Source organism: Marinobacter sp. W-8 (assembly GCF_044342215.1).
GTDB classification, from domain to species: Bacteria; Pseudomonadota; Gammaproteobacteria; order Pseudomonadales; family Oleiphilaceae; genus Marinobacter; species Marinobacter nauticus.
Genome location: NZ_CP172297.1, coordinates 459,388 through 476,713, shown reverse-complemented (window position 1 = coordinate 476,713; position 17,326 = coordinate 459,388). Strand labels below are relative to the sequence as shown.

The following is a 17,326-nucleotide window of genomic DNA, read 5'->3' as shown; positions in this document are numbered from 1 at the left end:
TCCGAACCAACGATTCAAACGATCAAGACCGGGAGTGAACCTTGAGCAGATCACCCACCATCTCTTTCATCGGCGCCGGCAACATGGCCAGCGCCATCATCGGCGGTATGCTGGATAGCGGATTTCAGGCCGGCGACATCTGGGTGAGCGCCCCGGATGACGGCCATCTTCAGTCAATTCGCAAACGTTTCGGCGTCAGCGTCACAACCGACAACCGCTATTGCGCCCAACAGGCGGACATTGTGGTGCTCGCGGTCAAACCCCAGGTGATGGGCGACGTCTGCCGGGACATTGCCCCGGTAGTTCAGAACACCCGCCCGCTGATGGTTTCCATTGCGGCCGGGCTGACGGCCGGCACACTAGATACCTGGCTTGGTGGCGGACTGCCACTGGTTCGAGTGATGCCCAACACTCCGTCTCTGGTGGGCAAAGGTGCCGCCGGTCTGTTCGCCAACAGCCAGGTGAAAGACGATCAGAGAAAGGCGGTACAGAAAGTGTTCGAGAGCATCGGCTCGGCACTGTGGGTTGACGACGAAAACCTTCTGCACAGTGTCACCGCCCTTTCCGGCAGCGGCCCCGCTTATTTCTTCCTGATGCTGGAAGCGCTTGAGTCCGCCGCGACCGAAGCCGGCATTGAGTCCGAAACGGCTCGCGCCCTCGCCATTCAGACCATGGCCGGGGCCGCCGAGATGGCCGCGCGCAGCGAGGATGACCCCGGCCAGCTCAAACGCAACGTGATGTCCCCTGGCGGCACCACTGAACGCGCCATCAACACCTTCGAGGAAGGCGGCCTGCGCGATCTGGTGAAAAAAGCCTACAGCGCCGCCTTCGAGCGATCACGCGAGATGTCCAGAGAACTGGCCGATAAACAGTAACCGATAACGGAGACTCAGCTTCATGCTGGCAGATATTGTCATTACGATCCTGCTGATTGCGTCCACTTTCTATATGACCATCGTTTTGCTGCGGTTTCTGTTGCAGCTGGCGCGGGCGGATTTCTACAATCCCATTTCACAATTTGTAGTCAAGGCCACCAACCCGCCACTGCGTCCCCTGCGGCGTTTCATTCCGGGCTGGGGCGGCATTGACGGCGCATCCCTGGTATTGGCGGTTTTAATCCAGGCCATTACCTTCTTCCTCATTCTGGTCGCACTGAACGGCGGCATTCCCGCCATCAATCCGGTTACTCTGCTGGTTTGGGCCGTACTGAACGTGCTCAGCCTGATCGTGAAGATCTACTTCTGGTCGGTCATTGCCGTGGTAGTGGTCAGCTGGATCGCCCCCCAGAGTGGCCACCCTGCCATTCAACTGGTGGCCCAGATCACCGAACCGGTGATGCGACCCGTGCGTAATATCATGCCCTCCATGGGCGGTCTGGATCTTTCGCCAATCATCGTGTTCCTGATTCTGAACGTGATTACCGTGGTCATTGATCACATGAAAGTGGCGGCCGGACTGGGCTCAATCGGGCTCGGAATGTAACACGCGTCTCGAATATACATTTCGTTACACAATACACTGATTTGTTACTATCGATGGCCAGCAATTCAACCCACTGAATTGCTGGCCTTTTTGATAGAAAACTCAGGTCCTTTCCCGGAAATGCCGACTCGCGCACCCTCAAACATTAACAAAACAGGTTATTATTAAACGCATTTAATCTGGGCGAGCGATTGGCGACACGTGTTCACCATCACCGACTCACCCAGGACATACCCGGAAGTCGCGCAGAAGGATTATCCGATGAACCCGCAGGGAACTCTGTCGCAGCAGGTTGAGGCGTATCACAACTGGAAAAAGGAACTGATCCGGCAGATTGGCCGCTATCGGCTGTGGCTGCAGGATAACAACCTGTTTTCAGAAGACGTCAGCACCCGTATTCGTCACGGACTGGAGCTGCTCATTGAAGATGAGCTGACCATTGCTTTTGTTGGTGAATACTCCCGTGGCAAGACGGAGCTGATCAACGCCCTGTTTTTCTCGGAATACGGCCAGCGCATGCTGCCATCCCAGGCCGGGCGCACCACCATGTGTCCGACCGAGCTGTTTTTTGATCGCAGCGCCAACCAGAACTATCTGCTTCTGCTCCCGATCGAAACCCGCACGGGTGATCTGTCTCTGCAGCAGCTGCGCAAGAAGCCGGAACAGTGGATTCGGCATGAGCTCGACGAGCGCAATCCGGACGTCATGCGCGAAGTGCTGGCGGAAGTTGCCCGGATCAAGAGCGTGAGCCCGGAAGAGGCCCGGGAGCTGGGCTTCGACGAGGCCATGCTGGAACACGATCGCAATAATCCCGGCAATGTGCTGGTACCGGCCTGGCGTAATGCCCAGATCAGCATTCGCCACCCCCTGTTCGAGCGCGGCCTGCGCATTCTTGATACTCCGGGCCTGAACGCCCTTGGCTCGGAACCCGAACTGACCATCAGCATGCTGCCCCGGGCCCATGCCGTTATCTTTGTGCTCAGCGCGGATACTGGCGTCACAGCCAGTGACATGACTATCTGGAAAGAGCATATCGATACCGAGCACGCCGACCACCGGGCCGGCCGGTTTGCAGTTCTCAACAAGATCGACGTTCTATGGGACGACCTTCAGGGCGAGAAGCACACCCAGGAATCCATTGACCGTGTTCGCAACTACACCGCGGACCATCTGGGCATCCGCCAGCAGGACGTTATTCCTCTCTCTGCAAAACAGGGATTGCTGGCACGGGTTCGCAAAGACAACAACCTGTTCGACCGCTCCAACATCGGTAAGCTGGAGCAGCTGATCATTCAGCGCATCCTGATGCATAAGGAGCAGCTGATTACCCAGAACCTGATCAACGACTTGCTGGGAATGCTACAGAACAGCCAGGCGGCCATGCAGTACCGCCTGGATGCCCTGGAAGAAGAACGCCAGGCCTGCGCCGGCGCCACCCTCGACAAGGCCGCGCTGTCCAGGCTCGCGGAACGGGCCCAGAAGGATTATGACTTCTACTACAAGAAGCTGATCACTCTGCGTTCATCGCGTCGGCTGATGGAATCCCAGGGTGACATGCTCACCAAGCTGGTCAGCGAAGATCGCTTTGAGCAGCACGCCAGCCAGGTACGGAAAATGATGTCGAAAAGCTGGACCACGGCCGGCATGAACCGGGCCATGGAACACTTTTTCGAACTCCTGGAGAGCGACCTCACTAACCTGCTGAGCGAAGGGCGGCTCGCGGAGAAAATGGTAGGCGCCATCTATCGCAGATACAACGAAGACACCCGCGCCCGGCACCTGGAGCCCATTCCGCTACGGGCCGGCCGGCATGTGATTGCCATTCGTGAATTGCGCAAGAAAGCCCGGCGTTTCCGCAATAACCCGAAGAATCTGCTTTCGGAACAGTCAACGGTGGTCCGCCGCTTCTTCAATGTGATGGTGAGCGAGGCCCGCACGCTGCATGGCCGGGTGCGCAAAGATGTAGAGCGCTGGCCACACGAAGCCCTGCTGCCAATCATGCAGTTCTCCATGGAACAGAAACAGCTGCTTGAGCACCAGATCCGCCGCCTGCGCGACATGGTTCGCACCGATCGGGACAGCCGGGCCGAACGCCAGCGTCTGGATCATGCCACGGCAGACCTGCGCAAGCAGCTGGAACTGGCCGACGCCATGATGCGCCAGATTCGCAAGCCGGCACCCACGATGATCCAGCAAAAAGTCGTCAATATTTCCGGCGCCATGTAACCAGGCACTGGCGAGCCGCACTACTTTGGTGCGACTCGCCAGACAGGCACCCTAAACGCCGGTTGCAGCAACCTCCCCCCGCCTTTAAACTGCAGTGCTGGCGCCAGTTCCGGTGCCAGCCAAGGCCTGTGGCCAGACACCAGTGGACCGAACCAGGAACTCATCACACCCATGCCTGATTCCCTGCCCTCGGATTCCGTGGGCCTTGTAAGCCCGAAGACCATCCACTTCGACAAGCCGTTGGAGCTGGCCTGCGGCCAGTCGCTGGAAAGCTACGATCTGGTGGTGGAAACCTATGGCAAACTCAACGCCGATGCCAGCAATGCGGTACTGATCTGCCACGCACTCAGCGGCCATCACCATGCCGCTGGCTACCACTCGCTGGACGACCGCAAGCCGGGCTGGTGGGACAGCTGTATCGGCCCCGGCAAGCCCATTGATACCAATCGGTTTTTCGTGGTCAGCCTGAACAATCTCGGTGGCTGCCACGGCAGCACCGGCCCCAACTCGAACAACCCGGAAACCGGCAAACCCTATGGTCCGGATTTCCCGGTCGTTACCGTGGCTGACTGGGTCGCCAGCCAGGCCCGACTGGCGGATCATCTGGGCATTCAGCAATGGGCCGCTGTGGTTGGCGGCTCCCTCGGAGGCATGCAGGCCCTGCAGTGGAGCCTGGACTACCCGGACCGGTTAAGGCATTCCGTGGTCATCGCCTCGACTCCACGCCTGACCGCCCAGAACATCGCCTTCAACGAAGTCGCACGGCAAGCCATCACCTCGGATCGGGAGTTTTTCGAGGGCCGCTATTACGACGAGAATCTGGTGCCGAAGCGCGGCCTGATGCTGGCCCGGATGGTTGGCCACATCACCTATCTTTCAGACGCCTCCATGGGCGAAAAATTTGGCCGTGAACTGCGTGAGGAAGCCTACAAGTTCGGTTTCGACGCCGAGTTCCAGGTGGAAAGCTACCTGCGTTACCAGGGCGAGCGCTTTTCCGAAACCTTCGATGCCAACACCTATCTGTTGATGACCCGGGCACTGGACTACTTTGACCCCGCCTACGACTTCGGCGGCGATCTGTCCAAGGCCCTGGCACCGGCACAATGTGAATACCTGGTACTGTCCTTCAGCACCGACTGGCGATTCTCGCCGGCGCGCTCCGAGGAAATGGTCAATGCCATGATTTCCGCCAGAAAGCGCGTAAGCTATGCCGAAATTGATGCACCCTGGGGCCATGATGCCTTCCTGATCCCAACCCCCAGATACACCGACATCTTTACTGCGTATATGGACCGGGTAGCACGGGAGGTCGGCGCATGAGAGCAGATCTTGAAATTATTCAACAGTGGGTGCGCCCGGGCCACCACATTCTGGACCTGGGTTGCGGCGACGGCACCCTGCTGGATTTCCTGCAACGGGAGCGCAATGCCACCGGATTTGGCCTTGAGATCAACCCGGACCACATCACCACCTGTATGGGCCGCGGCGTACGGGTGATCGAGCAGAACCTGGATACCCAGGGCCTCGACAACTTCGATGATGGCATGTTCGATATTGTCCTTATGACCCAGGCCCTGCAGGCGGTACGCCGCCCCGACAAGGTCATTGATGAAATGCTGAGGGTGGGTCGCGAAGGTATCGTCACCTTCCCCAACTTTGCCCACTGGCGACTGCGCTGGGGCCTGGCGCTGAGCGGCCGAATGCCCGAATCCGATGCACTGCCGTATAAATGGTATAACACCCCCAATATCCGCCTCTGCACTTTCAAGGATTTTGAAGCGCTGTGCCGGCAGAAAGGCATCAAGATCAAAAGCCGCCGGGTAGTGGACGGGCAGCATCAGAACAGCTGGCTGGCGCGGCTCTGGCCCAATCTGTTGGGGGAAATCGCCATATACCGCATCACACGGGAGAGCACATGATGAACCTTCTGACTGCAAGCAAGACACTGTTTCTGGCGTTCGGGCTCATGCTGGTATCGATCACCAGCCAGGCCGGACAAAAGGATTTCGGAGAATATCAGGTGCACTGGAGCGTGCTCCCCAGCACCTTCCTGGCGCCGGAAGTGGCACAGGCCAACAATCTGCAACGCAGCCGGGGGATCGGCATCGTTAACATCTCGATCATGACCGAAGACGAGCACGGCCAGATCCAGCCCGTCAGTGGGCAGGTGGAAGGCCAGGTCTCCAACGATATCCAGCAGGTGAACTTTCTGGCGTTCCGGCGCATTCAGGAAGGTGATGCCGTGTACTTCATTGCCCAGTACCAGTATCAATCCGGAGATCTGATGACGTTCAACGTCACGGCGCGCCCCAGCGGCCACCAGGAAGATCTTCCGATCCGTTTTTCCCATACCCTGTTCAACGACTGATACCATGGCCCGCAAACTCGTCATCGCCAGCAACAACAAGGGCAAGATCGCCGAACTGACTGATCTGCTCGCGCCACTTGGCTTGCAGCCGGTCGCCCAGGGTGAGCTTGGGGTATCAGAGGCCGAAGAACCGGCCGTTACCTTCGTTGAGAATGCCATTATCAAAGCCCGCCATGCAGCGAGAGTCACTGGCCTGCCTGCGCTGGCCGACGACAGTGGCCTGGCCGTGGATGCCCTGGACGGCCGCCCGGGCGTTCGCTCCGCCCGCTTTGCCGGCGAAGAGGCAACCGACAATGATAATGTCGAGGCGTTGCTGGCAGCGTTGAAAGACACGCCGGAAGCAGAGCGCAGCGCTCAGTTTCACTGCGTTCTGGTTTATCTCCGCCATGCTGACGATCCCACGCCGATCATCTGCCATGGTCGCTGGCCAGGCCGCATTCTTGCCGAGCCGCACGGGCAAGGCGGCTTCGGTTACGACCCGGTCTTTCTGGTACCGGAGCATGGATGCAGCGCTGCCGAGCTGACACGGGAGCAGAAAGGCAGGATCAGCCATCGGGGACGGGCTCTGGCCAGCCTTCTGGACCAACTCAGGGCGGAGCTTTAATACTGTGACCGCCACCCTGCCCGTGGCGGTCTGCCCGCCCTTGAGTCTGTACATTCACGTGCCCTGGTGCGTGCGCAAATGCCCGTACTGCGACTTCAACTCCCACGCTGTCAAGGGAGAGATTCCCGAACACGCCTACCTGAACGCCCTTCTGGACGACCTGGATCAGGATCTGAGCCTGGTACGGGAACGCCCCATTGAAACCGTGTTCATCGGTGGCGGAACCCCGTCCCTGATGAGCGGCGCGTTCTACCACCGCCTGTTCGAGCGGCTCCGGGAACGGCTAACATTCAGCCCCGAGGCCGAAATCACCCTGGAGGCCAATCCCGGCACGCTGGAGACTGGTCGATTCGAGAGCTTCCGGGAGGCAGGCATCAATCGGCTGTCCATCGGTGTTCAAAGCTTTGACCCGGCGCAACTGAAAACCCTGGGCCGGATTCACGACAGAGCTTCGGCCCACAGCGCCATTGAAGCCGCCCGCAAGGCCGGTTTTGATAACTTCAATGTCGACTTGATGCATGGCCTGCCCGACCAGACACCGAGTCAGGCTCTGGTTGATTTACAGGCAGCGTTGAGCTACCAGCCCCGGCACCTGTCCTGGTATCAGCTCACCATCGAGCCCAACACCGAGTTTTTCTCCCGACCACCCGCCCTGCCGGACGATGATCGGCTCTGGGAGATTTACCAGCAGGGGGGAGAATTGTTGCGCCGGGCCGGCCTGGACGACTATGAAGTCTCCGCCTGGAGCCTGCCGGGCGCCCAGAGCCGGCATAACCTGAATTACTGGACCTTCGGGGATTATCTGGCCCTTGGGGCAGGCGGCCATGGCAAGGTGAGCCTTGCCGACGGGCGCATCCTGCGATACTGGAAGACCCGGCAACCCGACGCGTATCTCAACCGGATCGGCTCCCGCACCGCTGGCAGTGAAGCCATAGAGCCGGAAGACCGGCCCCTGGAATTCATGATGAATGCGTTGAGACTAAAAAGCGGCACCGACGAAAGACTGTACGGTGAGCGTACAGGTTTACCGCTGTCGTCCATTGCGGTAAAACTTGAACAGTTACGAAATGAAAACCTGATCGTCCCCGACCGTCTGCAGGCGACGGCAAAGGGGCAAAGATACCTGAACAGCCTGCTGGAGCACTTTCTCTGATGGACTCAGCCCAGCGCCCACCGCTTATTCCCATGCGCCCGATGAAGCTGCCCATGAAAGTTTCCCTGGTGGCTGCACTGGCACTGTGGCTGGTTCTGGTGGCGCTGAACCAACCACTGCATACGGCCGCCGCCCCTCAGGGGATCGTCAGTTTACAACTGGCCGGTACCGCCGAGCAGACTCACGCCATTCTGCGCAGCTGGCGGGACGGCAATCTCGCCATGGCACGGCTATCACTGTGGCTCGACTTTGTGTTCATCGTGGTCTATCTGGCCGCGCTGCTTCAATTAACCCGCCACTTCACCCGGGACAGACCGGGTATCCGGGAACGGATGGTCGCCCGCTGGGTGCGCGCCCTGTTTGTCATCGCAGGCATCAGCGATGTAGCGGAAAACATTGTTCTGCTTAATAACTTCAATCCGCCCTCAGACTCCCTGAGCCTGACCGCCACCATTCTGGCGCTGGTGAAATTCACCGGCCTGATACTTGGCATGGCGGGCCTGGTGGTCATCCGCGCTTCCCGCCGCAGGCCCCTGACTCACTCCCACTGAACTCAGTTGGTACGATAAAACAACAAATCCCATACTCCGTGGCCAAGATTTTCGCCACGCTTCTCGAACTTGGTGATCGGGCGGTCATCAGGCTTGGGCGAATAACCACCTTGCTCCTGGATATTGGCAAAGCCTTCTGAGGCACTCATCACTTCCAGCATGTGCTCAGCGTAGTTCTCCCAGTCAGTGGCCAGGTGCAGAATACCGCCCACCCGGAGTTTATGGCGGATGCGCTGAACAAATTCCGGTTGGATCAAGCGGCGCTTGTGGTGCTTTTTCTTGTGCCACGGGTCCGGAAAGAACACCATCACCCGATCCAGACAGGCATCCGGCAGACACAGGTCAATCACATCATTGGCATCAATGCTGTATACCCGCACATTCTCAAGACCACGCGATTCCACTTCTTTCAACAAGGCGCCGACGCCAGGCAGGTGCACTTCCACGCCGATAAAATCCTGCTCGGGTGCAGCTTCGGCCATATCGGCAAGGGATTTGCCCATCCCGAAACCGATCTCCAGGTTGAGCATGTTATCGCGGCCAAACACCTCACGGGGGTCGATCATGCCATTGTCACGGCTCAGTCCGTACTTGGCCCAGTTGCGATCGAAGGCCTTCTTCTGACCTTCGGTCATCCGCCCCTGGCGCAGTACAAAGCTGCGAACACCGCGGCGTGTGGTGACCGGATTCGTATCCTGAGTCTCGTTCTGGTCAGTCATTCTGTGTCCTCAAGCTTCAAAGCGGATCTCGTGGAATAAACCTGGCACACAGTTTACCAGAGTCAGCAGCTTCAGGCGGAGACAACCGACCCCTGGCCAGTCTGACGGTCGAGTTGGCGGTAACCCAGCGCCTCCATCAGGTGCGACTGGCTCAGGTGTTCAGCACCCTCCAGATCCGCCAGGGTGCGGGCCAGTCGTAATATTCGATGGAGCGCCCGGGCCGACAACCCCAGTCGCTCCATGGCCCGGGTCAACAACCGCTCACTGGCCGCATCCAGCCGGCAAGCCTGATCCAGCAACGCTCCCGAGAGGCCCGAGTTGAGCATCCCACGAGCCTCCTGCCGGGCCCTGGCAGCCAGAACCCTGGCCCTGACACTGGAGCTACTCTCACCGGACGCCCCGGAACCGAGCAAGACCTCTCCGGACTGCACTGGAACCTCCACATGCAGATCGAACCGATCCAGCAACGGCCCCGAGATCTTTGCCCGATAACGCATCACCTGTGCCGGCGTGCACTGGCACTCGATATTGGGGTGACCACTGTAACCGCATGGACATGGGTTCATAGCGGCCACGACCTGAAATCGCGCTGGGAAAGTGACCTGCCGCGCCGCCCGGCTGATGGAGATTTCGCCAGTTTCCATGGGTTCCCGCAACACTTCCAGGACCCGCCGTTCAAACTCCGGCAGTTCATCCAGAAACAACACCCCCCGGTGCGCCAGAGAAATCTCGCCCGGGCGAGGACTGCTGCCACCGCCCACCAGCGCCACCGCAGACGCCGTGTGATGAGGCGCCCTGAATGGTGGCTGACGCCAGCCACCTGGCTTTAGCGGCTGGCCCGCAACGGAATGCACGCTGGCCACCTCCATGGCTGCCTCATCTGGCAAACCTGGCAGAATGCCCGGTAACCGGCTCGCCAGCATACTTTTACCGGTTCCGGGCGGGCCGAAAAACAGCAGATTGTGACCGCCAGCTGCGGCCACCTCCAGCGCCCGACGGGGCACTTGCTGGCCTCGCACCTCTGAGAGATCGGCCACAGACACCGCTGCGGCACCGTCTCCCGGCGTTTCAGATCGAGGAACAGGAACCAGCCTGGCACGGCCCGTCAGATGCTCACACACTGTCAGCAGATGGCTCGCGGCAAGCACATCATCACGGCTGGCAAGGGCAGCTTCCTCGGCGTTGTCCTGAGGTAGCAACAGCGAACGGCCTGCTTCGCGGGCCGCCAGTACCGCGGGCAATATCCCCTTGAGGGGCCGAAGCGCACCATCCAGGGACAGTTCTCCGAGAAACTCGTGGCTTTCGAGGCTTTCGGGGGGAATCTGGCCGGAGGCTGCCAGGATGCCCAGGGCAATGGGCAAATCAAAACGGCCACCTTCTTTGGGCAGGTCAGCAGGCGCGAGATTGATGGTGATTCTACGGGCGGGGAATTCGAAACCGGCATTCAGCAGTGCACTGCGAACCCGATCCTTGCTTTCCCTCACTCCGGTTTCCGGCAGCCCGACGATGGATAATGCCGGCAGGCCACCAGACAGGTGCACCTCAACGGTAACCGGGGGAGCAGACACGCCAATGCTGGCGCGCGAATGGACAATAGCGAGCATGACAACCTTCCATGGCACAGAACAATCAGTCGTTGCGGGCAGCGACCCTGCCGCCCGGGCAAACCATCAGGAACTCTGGCGTTGCTCCAGTTCGGCAACACGTTTTTCCAGGGCCTCAACCTTTTCACGGGTTTTCATCAGGACCGCCTGCTGGGCATCAAATTCTTCCCGGGTCACCAGCTCCAGCCGGGACAGAACCGACATCACCGTGGCCCGGGCCTGGGTTTCAAAATCTTCCCGTGCTGCCCGAGCCATATCGGGAACAAACTGGCCAAACTGACCCTGCAACTGAGAAAAAATTTCCTGGGGCCCTTTCATCAATCACCTCTCGTATCGGTTTTTCGGCGATATCAGACTATTTTCCGTGTCGCCGGGGTGTTTGCGGGAGTGTATCACACCCTACCCCCTGCCATACTGTACCCGGTCGGCATTATAATGGCCGCGGCCGATGGCCCGACTGCGCTGTTTTGAGACAATCGCAGGCACAATGCACCACAACGGTGCGCCAAGCTGCGCCATTTCGGCACAGACAATAATTAAGAGTTTGTTTTAAAAGCTATTTTTTGCGTTGGCATACCCGATGCTAAAGCCCTCGTACGCAATCCGCACAATTGATGTGCGAGGTGGCAGCATCCCGAACTCAACAACCGGCCGACGGGCCCTCACTGTTGGGACGGCTTTACCAAGGAGAAAGCAATGAAACTTGTGACAGCGATCATCAAGCCTTTCAAATTGGATGATGTCCGTGAGGCACTATCCGAGATTGGCGTTCAAGGCGTAACCGTTACCGAAGTTAAAGGCTTCGGACGGCAGAAAGGCCACACGGAACTCTATCGTGGCGCGGAATACGTAGTGGATTTCCTGCCCAAGGTGAAGGTTGAAATCGCCATCGGCGACAACCTGCTGGACCAGGTCATCGAAGCCATCACCAAGGCAGCCAATACCGGCAAGATCGGCGACGGCAAAATATTCGTGACTGAACTGGAACAGGCTATCCGGATCCGGACAGGCGAAACCGGCGAAGAAGCGGTCTGATCCAGAACTGACACCTAGCCAACGCAAAAAACTTATAACTTGAAGAGCCTTGTGCGGAGGGCTTCCTATGGAAAGCAATCTCTTTCACCTGCAGTATGCAATAGATACCTTTTATTTTCTCGTGTGTGGCGCATTAGTCATGTGGATGGCCGCAGGCTTTGCCATGCTCGAGTCCGGCCTGGTGCGTGCTAAAAACACCACCGAAATCCTGACCAAGAACGTCGCGCTCTTTGCCGTGGCCTGCACCATGTACCTGGTGTGCGGTTACGCCATCATGTACGGCGGTAACGTCTTCCTCTCCGGCATCGCCGATGTGGACGTGGACGGCGTACTGGGTGACTTCGCCACCCGCGAAGACGGCTTCACCGGCGGCTCCATCTACTCGGCGGCCTCTGACTTCTTCTTCCAGGTCGTGTTCGTGGCCACCGCCATGTCCATCGTGTCCGGCGCGGTTGCCGAGCGCATGAAGCTGTGGGCGTTCCTGGTATTCGCGGTCTTCATGACTGGCTTTATCTACCCACTGGAAGGCTCGTGGACCTGGGGTGGCGCCGATGTGTTCGGTATGTACAACCTCGGTGATCTTGGCTTCAGTGACTTCGCCGGCTCCGGCATCGTACACATGGCAGGTGCCGCTGCGGCCCTGGCTGGTGTACTGCTGCTTGGCCCGCGTAAAGGCAAATACGGCCCCAACGGTGAAATCCGTGCCTTCCCGGGCGCCAACATGCCGCTGGCCGCTCTGGGTACCTTCATCCTGTGGATGGGCTGGTTCGGTTTCAACGGTGGTTCTGTACTGAAACTCGGCGACGTAGCCAGTGCCAACTCCGTGGCCATGGTGTTCCTGAACACCAACGCAGCCGCTGCCGGTGGCGCTATTGCCGCCCTGATCACGGCTCGCCTGATGTTTGGCAAGGCTGACCTGACCATGCTGCTGAACGGTGCCATCGCCGGTCTGGTGGTAATCACCGCCGAGCCGTCCACCCCGAGCGCGCTGACAGCCACTATCTGGGGCGCCCTGGGCGGCATCCTGGTGGTACTGAGCATCGTCACTCTGGACAAGCTGCGCATCGACGATCCGGTCGGCGCCATCTCTGCCCACGGTGTCTGTGGTCTGCTGGGCCTGCTGCTGGTACCGGTTACCAACGGCGATGCCAGCTTCAGCGGCCAGATCATCGGCGCCCTGACCATCTTCATCTGGGTATTCGTGGCCAGCCTGGTTGTCTGGGGTATCCTGAAGGCTGTCATGGGCATCCGCGTGACCGAAGAAGAAGAGTACGAAGGTGTCGACCTCTCCGAATGCGGTATGGAAGCCTATCCGGAGTTTGTCAGCGGCAAGCAGTAATACCGCTACCTACCGTAAAAAAGAAGGGCGCCCTTGTGGCGCCCTTCTTCTTTACGGTCTGGTTCAACCCTCTTCCGGGCGAACCTCATCTTCCAGCGCATCCACCATAAACTGCGGCATGGCCAAGGCACCGTGGTGCACCCCGGCATTGTAGTAACGGGTGACAAAGGGGCGGTTGTTGGCATCTTCCTCGCGGAAATACTTCAGCGGGTTTTCCTTGCTGCCCATGGTGCAGCTCCACCAGCCCGTGGGGTATACCGGCTGGGGGAATGGCAATGTCTGCACATGGCCAAAACCGACTTTGTGCATATCATCGTGAATGTCCTTGATGATGGTATTGGTGTGCAGCAGGGGAGATTCGCTCTGCTGAACGATGATACCGCCTTCCCTCAGGGCCAACATGGCATCGCGATAGAAATCCAGTGCGAACAGACCTTCCGCAGGACCCACCGGATCGGTACTGTCGATAATCAGCACATCAATGCTGTTCGGCTCGATATCACGCATCCACTGGATGCCATCACCGAAAAAGAAGTTGGCACGGGGGTCGCCATTAGCTTCGCACAGTTCTGGAAAATACTTCTCAGACATGCGGGTTACCCGCTCATCGATCTCCACCTGCCAGGCTTCCTGCACTCCAGGGTGCTTCAGCACTTCTTTCAGAGTGCCGCAGTCGCCACCACCGACGATGACCACTTTTTTCGGGTCCTTGTGGGTGAACAGCGCAGGATGGGTCATCATTTCGTGGTACAGGAAATTGTCCCTGGTGGTCAGCATCACACAGCCGTCCAGAACCATCAGGTTGCCGAAGGTTTCGGTTTCATAGATTTCGAGTTTCTGAAATGGCGTCTGCTCTTCATGGAGCTTGCGCTTTACCTGCAGGGAAAAAGCGGTGCCCTGGTCCTGAAATACCTCGGTGAACCAGCCTTCGTTCAATGCGGTCATGTCTGTCTCCCACTGTGTGCCGCTGCAATGTGCCGGGGCATCTGAAAGGGGCGTATTGTAGGTGCAGTGGTCAGCTCCTACAATGCAGCCTGTTACCGGCCCGCCGGCCGCCCCGGGTTTCCTGACAGGATAGCAACAATGGCTGAAACCGCTGCATCACCAGCCCACAAGGTCTACAACATCGCTCACTGGAGTGACGGATACATTTCAGTCAACGGTCAGGGCGAGGTTGAAATCTGCCCGGACCGGGGCAGAAGCGACGCCCGCATCAACCTGCCAGCGCTGACTCGTTCACTGGCCGATGCAGGTGTTCCCCTGCCGGTCCTGATCCGCTTTACCGACATCCTGCACGACCGGGTCAACAAGCTCTGCAATGCCTTCAACAAAGTCACTCAGGAGCAGGGCTACCGGGGCCGCTATACGGCGGTTTACCCCATCAAGGTAAACCAGCAGCGCCGGGTGGTGGAAGAACTGCTGTCAGCCGAACCGGCCGCCTCGGCCAACCAGGTGGGCCTTGAAGCCGGCAGCAAACCGGAGTTGATGGCCGTACTGGCGCTGGCAAAGCAGGCCGGTTCGGTGATTGTCTGCAACGGCTACAAGGACCGGGAGTACATCCGCCTGGCACTGATCGGCCAGAAACTGGGTCACCGGGTGTTTATCGTGGTGGAAAAGCAGTCGGAACTGCCACTGATTCTGGAAGAGGCAAAAAAGCTGGGCATTTCCCCGCTGATTGGCGTGCGAGCCCGGTTGGCGACTATTGGCAAGGGCAACTGGCAGAATACCGGGGGCGAGAAATCCAAGTTCGGTCTGTCTGCCAGCCAGGTGCTGGATGTGGTGGGTATCCTGAAACAGGCCGGCGCCCTGGGCACCCTGCAACTGCTGCATTTTCATCTGGGCTCACAGATTGCCAATATCCGGGACATCCAGACCGGCTTGCGTGAGTGCGCTCGTTTCTACACGGAACTGCACGCTATGGGCGCCCCGATTGGTACCGTGGATATCGGCGGTGGCCTGGGTGTCGACTACGAAGGAACCCGTTCCCGCAGCAGCTGCTCCATGAACTACAGCGTGTTTGAATACGCCTACAATGTGGTGCACGTGCTGCAGGCCGAGTGTGACCGCCAGGGCATCCCGCACCCGGACCTGATCAGTGAATCCGGCCGGGCGCTCACCGCACATCACTCGGTACTGGTCACCAATGTGATTGACCGGGAATACCCCGACAATCGCGAGCCCACCGAACCCGCAGCGGAGGCCCCGGCACCACTGCAGGATCTCTGGCGCGACCTGGACAGCCTTCAGGATGAAGATTCCCCTCGCTCATTGGCGGAAATCTACCACGACATCCTGCACGCCATGGCCGATGTGCACGCCCAGTTTGCCCACGGCCTGCTGTCCTTGCAGGAGCGGGCCCAGGCAGAAGCCGTGTACGTGCGCTGCTGCCGGATTCTCCGGGCCGAGCTGGACACTGCCAACCGGGCGCACCGGGAAATCATCGACGAGCTGAACGAGAAGCTTGCCGAGAAACTGTTCGTGAACTTTTCCCTGTTCCAGTCTCTACCGGATGTCTGGGGCATCGACCAGATCTTTCCGGTGATGCCGATCAACGGGCTGAACCGGCCCCTGAACCGGCGGGCCGTTATCCAGGATATCACCTGCGATTCCGACGGCCGGATTGACCAGTATGTGGACGGCCAGGGCATCGAAACCACCTTGCCACTGCCCGAACACGACCCGGAATCCCCCTTGCTGATGGGTTTCTTCATGACCGGCGCCTATCAGGAAATTCTTGGCGATATGCACAACCTGTTCGGCGATACCCACTCGGTGGATGTGAAACTGGGCCAACAGGGACAATATCAGGTGGGGGAACCCATCACCGGGGACACCGTGGCGAAAGTACTGCGTTATGTGAATTTCGAACCCGCCAATCTGCTTGAGGCCTACCGGCAGAAGTTCCGGCACAGCAGCCTGACACCTGAGCTGCAGCAGACGCTGCTGGCCGAACTGTCCTCTGGCCTGGAGGGCTATACCTACCTGGAGGAATGAAAAAGGGGGGGGGGTCTAAGGGGCGATCATGAGCAATCAGGCCTGATTATCCCGGCGCCAGGCCGACGGCGACACTCCTTCCCACTTGCGAAAGGCCCGGCCGAAATTGGACGGGTCGCTGTAACCCAGATGCTCGGCAATCTCGTCAATGCTCATCGCCGAATGGCGCGACAGCAGCTCCCGGGCCCGCTGATGTCGCACACTCTCCTGAAGACCATGAAAGCCTCCACCCTCGGCGGAGAGCTGCCGCCGAAGCGTTCGTGGCGACACCCCCATTTGCTGCGCCACATCCTCGAGGCCGGGCAAACGCCCATCCCGGGCAGACTCCAGCAAACGCAAGACCCGATCGCTCACCGAGGCAGATGCTTCCATCTGGCGCATTTCTTCCTCGCACTGGGCTTCTGCCACCCGGCGGGCAACCGGATTGGACAGTGACATAGGCAACCCCAGAAACGACTTGCGAAACCGCAACTGGTTTACCCCCGCCGAGAACGTGACCTTACCGCCGAACAGATACTGGTAGCGTTCAACATCCCCCGGGCGCGGGTAATCCACCAGGCAACGGCCACCATCCAGTAACTGAGTGCCGAATAACAGGTAATTCACGTCCATCAGGGTGGCCATCACCACTTCGATATTAAACCGATGCAGTTCCTCGGTGTAGTGGTGAATCTCCAGCTGAATCACCGCATCTTCATCCTCGATAAAGAACGACAGTGACATGTAGGCGAACCGAATCCGGAAGTATTTGATCAACACCGCCAACGCCTGTTCCAGGGTGTCGCAACTGATGGCGGCCTGAGACAGAGCTCCGTGAGCGGTGAACTTCAGACGCTTGCCGTATTCCAGCCCGAGGCAGTCGTCATCACAGCGGCTCAGCACCTGCTGGCATAATGCCGTGAACTGATTGAGCGTAATGAAATTATCGGGATGACTGAGCTGGCTGTTTCGAATACCGGCCACTGACACGAGTTCCGAACGACGCACCCCACGCTCCTCTGCCAATTGGCAGAGAATTTCAGCGTAATGCACCCGCATAACGGGCAAAGAGCCACTGGAGAGCGTTGCGTTCATGGTCTGGAATTTTTGATCGTTGTTTTACCGATCAGACTAGCCCCTGCCGGGGCAACCGGCAATAACCCCGGTGACGCAGTTCTTCCGGCCTTCTGGCCATCCCGACAATTTTTTCGGAATCCATGAATCCGCCCGGTAATCCATTGCGTAAACACTCTCACTGACAAATCTGTGACG

Annotated in this window: 17 protein-coding genes; 12 read left to right on the top strand and 5 right to left on the bottom strand. The window is 58.9% G+C overall.

Annotated features, from left to right (window positions below; translation table 11 throughout):
• Window positions 1-41: 41 nt before the first annotated feature.
• The 9 genes from proC (at window position 42) to ACF8YQ_RS02080 (ending at window position 8,384) form a co-directional block, all read left to right on the top strand.
• Window positions 42-875, top strand: a complete 834-nt coding sequence (gene proC / locus ACF8YQ_RS02120; RefSeq protein WP_023008365.1) for a pyrroline-5-carboxylate reductase — start codon at window positions 42-44, stop codon at window positions 873-875.
• 22 nt (window positions 876-897) lie between these two features.
• Window positions 898-1,482, top strand: a complete 585-nt coding sequence (locus tag ACF8YQ_RS02115) for a YggT family protein (protein ID WP_011784079.1) — start codon at window positions 898-900, stop codon at window positions 1,480-1,482.
• Window positions 1,483-1,743: 261 nt separating this feature from the next.
• A complete protein-coding gene (locus tag ACF8YQ_RS02110) occupies window positions 1,744-3,708 on the top strand; it encodes a dynamin family protein (RefSeq protein ID WP_183580124.1) in 1,965 nt (654 codons plus the stop codon).
• Window positions 3,709-3,879: 171 nt separating this feature from the next.
• Complete coding sequence (locus ACF8YQ_RS02105) at window positions 3,880-5,028, top strand: homoserine O-acetyltransferase (RefSeq protein ID WP_011784077.1); 1,149 nt, start codon at window positions 3,880-3,882, stop codon at window positions 5,026-5,028.
• A complete protein-coding gene (gene metW / locus ACF8YQ_RS02100) occupies window positions 5,025-5,627 on the top strand; it encodes a methionine biosynthesis protein MetW (protein ID WP_011784076.1) in 603 nt (200 codons plus the stop codon). The genes ACF8YQ_RS02105 and metW overlap by 4 nt, the downstream gene beginning before the upstream one ends.
• On the top strand, window positions 5,624-6,076 hold the full coding sequence (locus ACF8YQ_RS02095) for a DUF4426 domain-containing protein (RefSeq protein WP_011784075.1): 453 nt from the start codon (window positions 5,624-5,626) through the stop codon (window positions 6,074-6,076). The genes metW and ACF8YQ_RS02095 overlap by 4 nt, the downstream gene beginning before the upstream one ends.
• A gap of 4 nt (window positions 6,077-6,080) precedes the next feature.
• Window positions 6,081-6,680 carry an RdgB/HAM1 family non-canonical purine NTP pyrophosphatase gene (rdgB, locus tag ACF8YQ_RS02090; protein WP_396622477.1) on the top strand — a complete coding sequence of 200 codons (600 nt, stop codon included), beginning with the start codon at window positions 6,081-6,083 and terminating at the stop codon, window positions 6,678-6,680.
• A gap of 4 nt (window positions 6,681-6,684) precedes the next feature.
• Window positions 6,685-7,833 (top strand): radical SAM family heme chaperone HemW, encoded by a 1,149-nt coding sequence (hemW, locus tag ACF8YQ_RS02085; protein ID WP_396622476.1) that lies wholly within the window; start codon window positions 6,685-6,687, stop codon window positions 7,831-7,833.
• Window positions 7,833-8,384, top strand: coding sequence for a hypothetical protein (locus ACF8YQ_RS02080; protein ID WP_014420389.1), 552 nt, complete (start codon window positions 7,833-7,835; stop codon window positions 8,382-8,384). Before hemW ends, ACF8YQ_RS02080 begins: the two co-directional genes overlap by 1 nt.
• A gap of 2 nt (window positions 8,385-8,386) precedes the next feature.
• Here the strand turns inward: ACF8YQ_RS02080 and trmB are convergent, their stop codons facing one another.
• The 3 genes from trmB to ACF8YQ_RS02065 all read right to left on the bottom strand — a co-directional run bounded on the left by trmB (window position 8,387) and on the right by ACF8YQ_RS02065 (window position 11,025).
• Window positions 8,387-9,103 (bottom strand): tRNA (guanosine(46)-N7)-methyltransferase TrmB, encoded by a 717-nt coding sequence (gene trmB / locus ACF8YQ_RS02075; RefSeq protein WP_396622475.1) that lies wholly within the window; start codon window positions 9,101-9,103, stop codon window positions 8,387-8,389.
• 71 nt (window positions 9,104-9,174) lie between these two features.
• Window positions 9,175-10,707: a YifB family Mg chelatase-like AAA ATPase gene (locus ACF8YQ_RS02070; protein WP_396622474.1), complete on the bottom strand. Its 1,533-nt coding sequence runs from the start codon at window positions 10,705-10,707 to the stop codon at window positions 9,175-9,177.
• Between the two features lie 66 nt (window positions 10,708-10,773).
• Window positions 10,774-11,025 (bottom strand): accessory factor UbiK family protein, encoded by a 252-nt coding sequence (locus ACF8YQ_RS02065; protein ID WP_011784069.1) that lies wholly within the window; start codon window positions 11,023-11,025, stop codon window positions 10,774-10,776.
• 378 nt (window positions 11,026-11,403) lie between these two features.
• Here ACF8YQ_RS02065 and glnK point away from each other — a divergent pair, with 378 nt between their 5' ends.
• Together glnK and ACF8YQ_RS02055 are read left to right on the top strand one after the other, a co-directional pair.
• The gene (gene glnK, locus ACF8YQ_RS02060; RefSeq protein ID WP_011784068.1) at window positions 11,404-11,742 is read left to right on the top strand and encodes a P-II family nitrogen regulator; all 339 of its coding nucleotides are present in this window, start codon (window positions 11,404-11,406) and stop codon (window positions 11,740-11,742) included.
• Between the two features lie 67 nt (window positions 11,743-11,809).
• Window positions 11,810-13,081 (top strand): ammonium transporter, encoded by a 1,272-nt coding sequence (locus tag ACF8YQ_RS02055; protein WP_396622473.1) that lies wholly within the window; start codon window positions 11,810-11,812, stop codon window positions 13,079-13,081.
• Between the two features lie 63 nt (window positions 13,082-13,144).
• On the opposite strand, the gene speE is transcribed toward ACF8YQ_RS02055, so the two are convergent.
• Entirely contained in the window at window positions 13,145-14,026 is an 882-nt protein-coding gene (gene speE / locus ACF8YQ_RS02050) for a polyamine aminopropyltransferase (RefSeq protein WP_396622472.1), read from the bottom strand.
• A 138-nt stretch (window positions 14,027-14,164) separates the two neighbouring features.
• Here speE and speA point away from each other — a divergent pair, with 138 nt between their 5' ends.
• Window positions 14,165-16,075, top strand: a complete 1,911-nt coding sequence (speA, locus tag ACF8YQ_RS02045) for a biosynthetic arginine decarboxylase (RefSeq protein ID WP_396622471.1) — start codon at window positions 14,165-14,167, stop codon at window positions 16,073-16,075.
• A 36-nt stretch (window positions 16,076-16,111) separates the two neighbouring features.
• Here the strand turns inward: speA and ACF8YQ_RS02040 are convergent, their stop codons facing one another.
• Window positions 16,112-17,062: an AraC family transcriptional regulator gene (locus tag ACF8YQ_RS02040; protein WP_396622470.1), complete on the bottom strand. Its 951-nt coding sequence runs from the start codon at window positions 17,060-17,062 to the stop codon at window positions 16,112-16,114.
• Between the last annotated feature and the right edge of the window lie 264 nt (window positions 17,063-17,326).

Bases quoted from the DNA above. Each gene is read 5' to 3' on its own strand.
- rdgB (WP_396622477.1), top strand. From the start codon at position 6,081: ATGGCCCGCAAACTCGTCATCGCCAGCAACAACAAGGGCAAGATCGCC.
- ACF8YQ_RS02070 (WP_396622474.1), bottom strand. From the start codon at position 10,707: ATGCTCGCTATTGTCCATTCGCGCGCCAGCATTGGCGTGTCTGCTCCC.
- trmB (WP_396622475.1), bottom strand. From the start codon at position 9,103: ATGACTGACCAGAACGAGACTCAGGATACGAATCCGGTCACCACACGC.
- ACF8YQ_RS02110 (WP_183580124.1), top strand. From the start codon at position 1,744: ATGAACCCGCAGGGAACTCTGTCGCAGCAGGTTGAGGCGTATCACAAC.
- speE (WP_396622472.1), bottom strand. From the start codon at position 14,026: ATGACCGCATTGAACGAAGGCTGGTTCACCGAGGTATTTCAGGACCAG.
- ACF8YQ_RS02080 (WP_014420389.1), top strand. From the start codon at position 7,833: ATGGACTCAGCCCAGCGCCCACCGCTTATTCCCATGCGCCCGATGAAG.
- speA (WP_396622471.1), top strand. From the start codon at position 14,165: ATGGCTGAAACCGCTGCATCACCAGCCCACAAGGTCTACAACATCGCT.
- metW (WP_011784076.1), top strand. From the start codon at position 5,025: ATGAGAGCAGATCTTGAAATTATTCAACAGTGGGTGCGCCCGGGCCAC.
- ACF8YQ_RS02105 (WP_011784077.1), top strand. From the start codon at position 3,880: ATGCCTGATTCCCTGCCCTCGGATTCCGTGGGCCTTGTAAGCCCGAAG.
- ACF8YQ_RS02115 (WP_011784079.1), top strand. From the start codon at position 898: ATGCTGGCAGATATTGTCATTACGATCCTGCTGATTGCGTCCACTTTC.
- glnK (WP_011784068.1), top strand. From the start codon at position 11,404: ATGAAACTTGTGACAGCGATCATCAAGCCTTTCAAATTGGATGATGTC.
- ACF8YQ_RS02095 (WP_011784075.1), top strand. From the start codon at position 5,624: ATGATGAACCTTCTGACTGCAAGCAAGACACTGTTTCTGGCGTTCGGG.
- ACF8YQ_RS02055 (WP_396622473.1), top strand. From the start codon at position 11,810: ATGGAAAGCAATCTCTTTCACCTGCAGTATGCAATAGATACCTTTTAT.
- ACF8YQ_RS02065 (WP_011784069.1), bottom strand. From the start codon at position 11,025: ATGAAAGGGCCCCAGGAAATTTTTTCTCAGTTGCAGGGTCAGTTTGGC.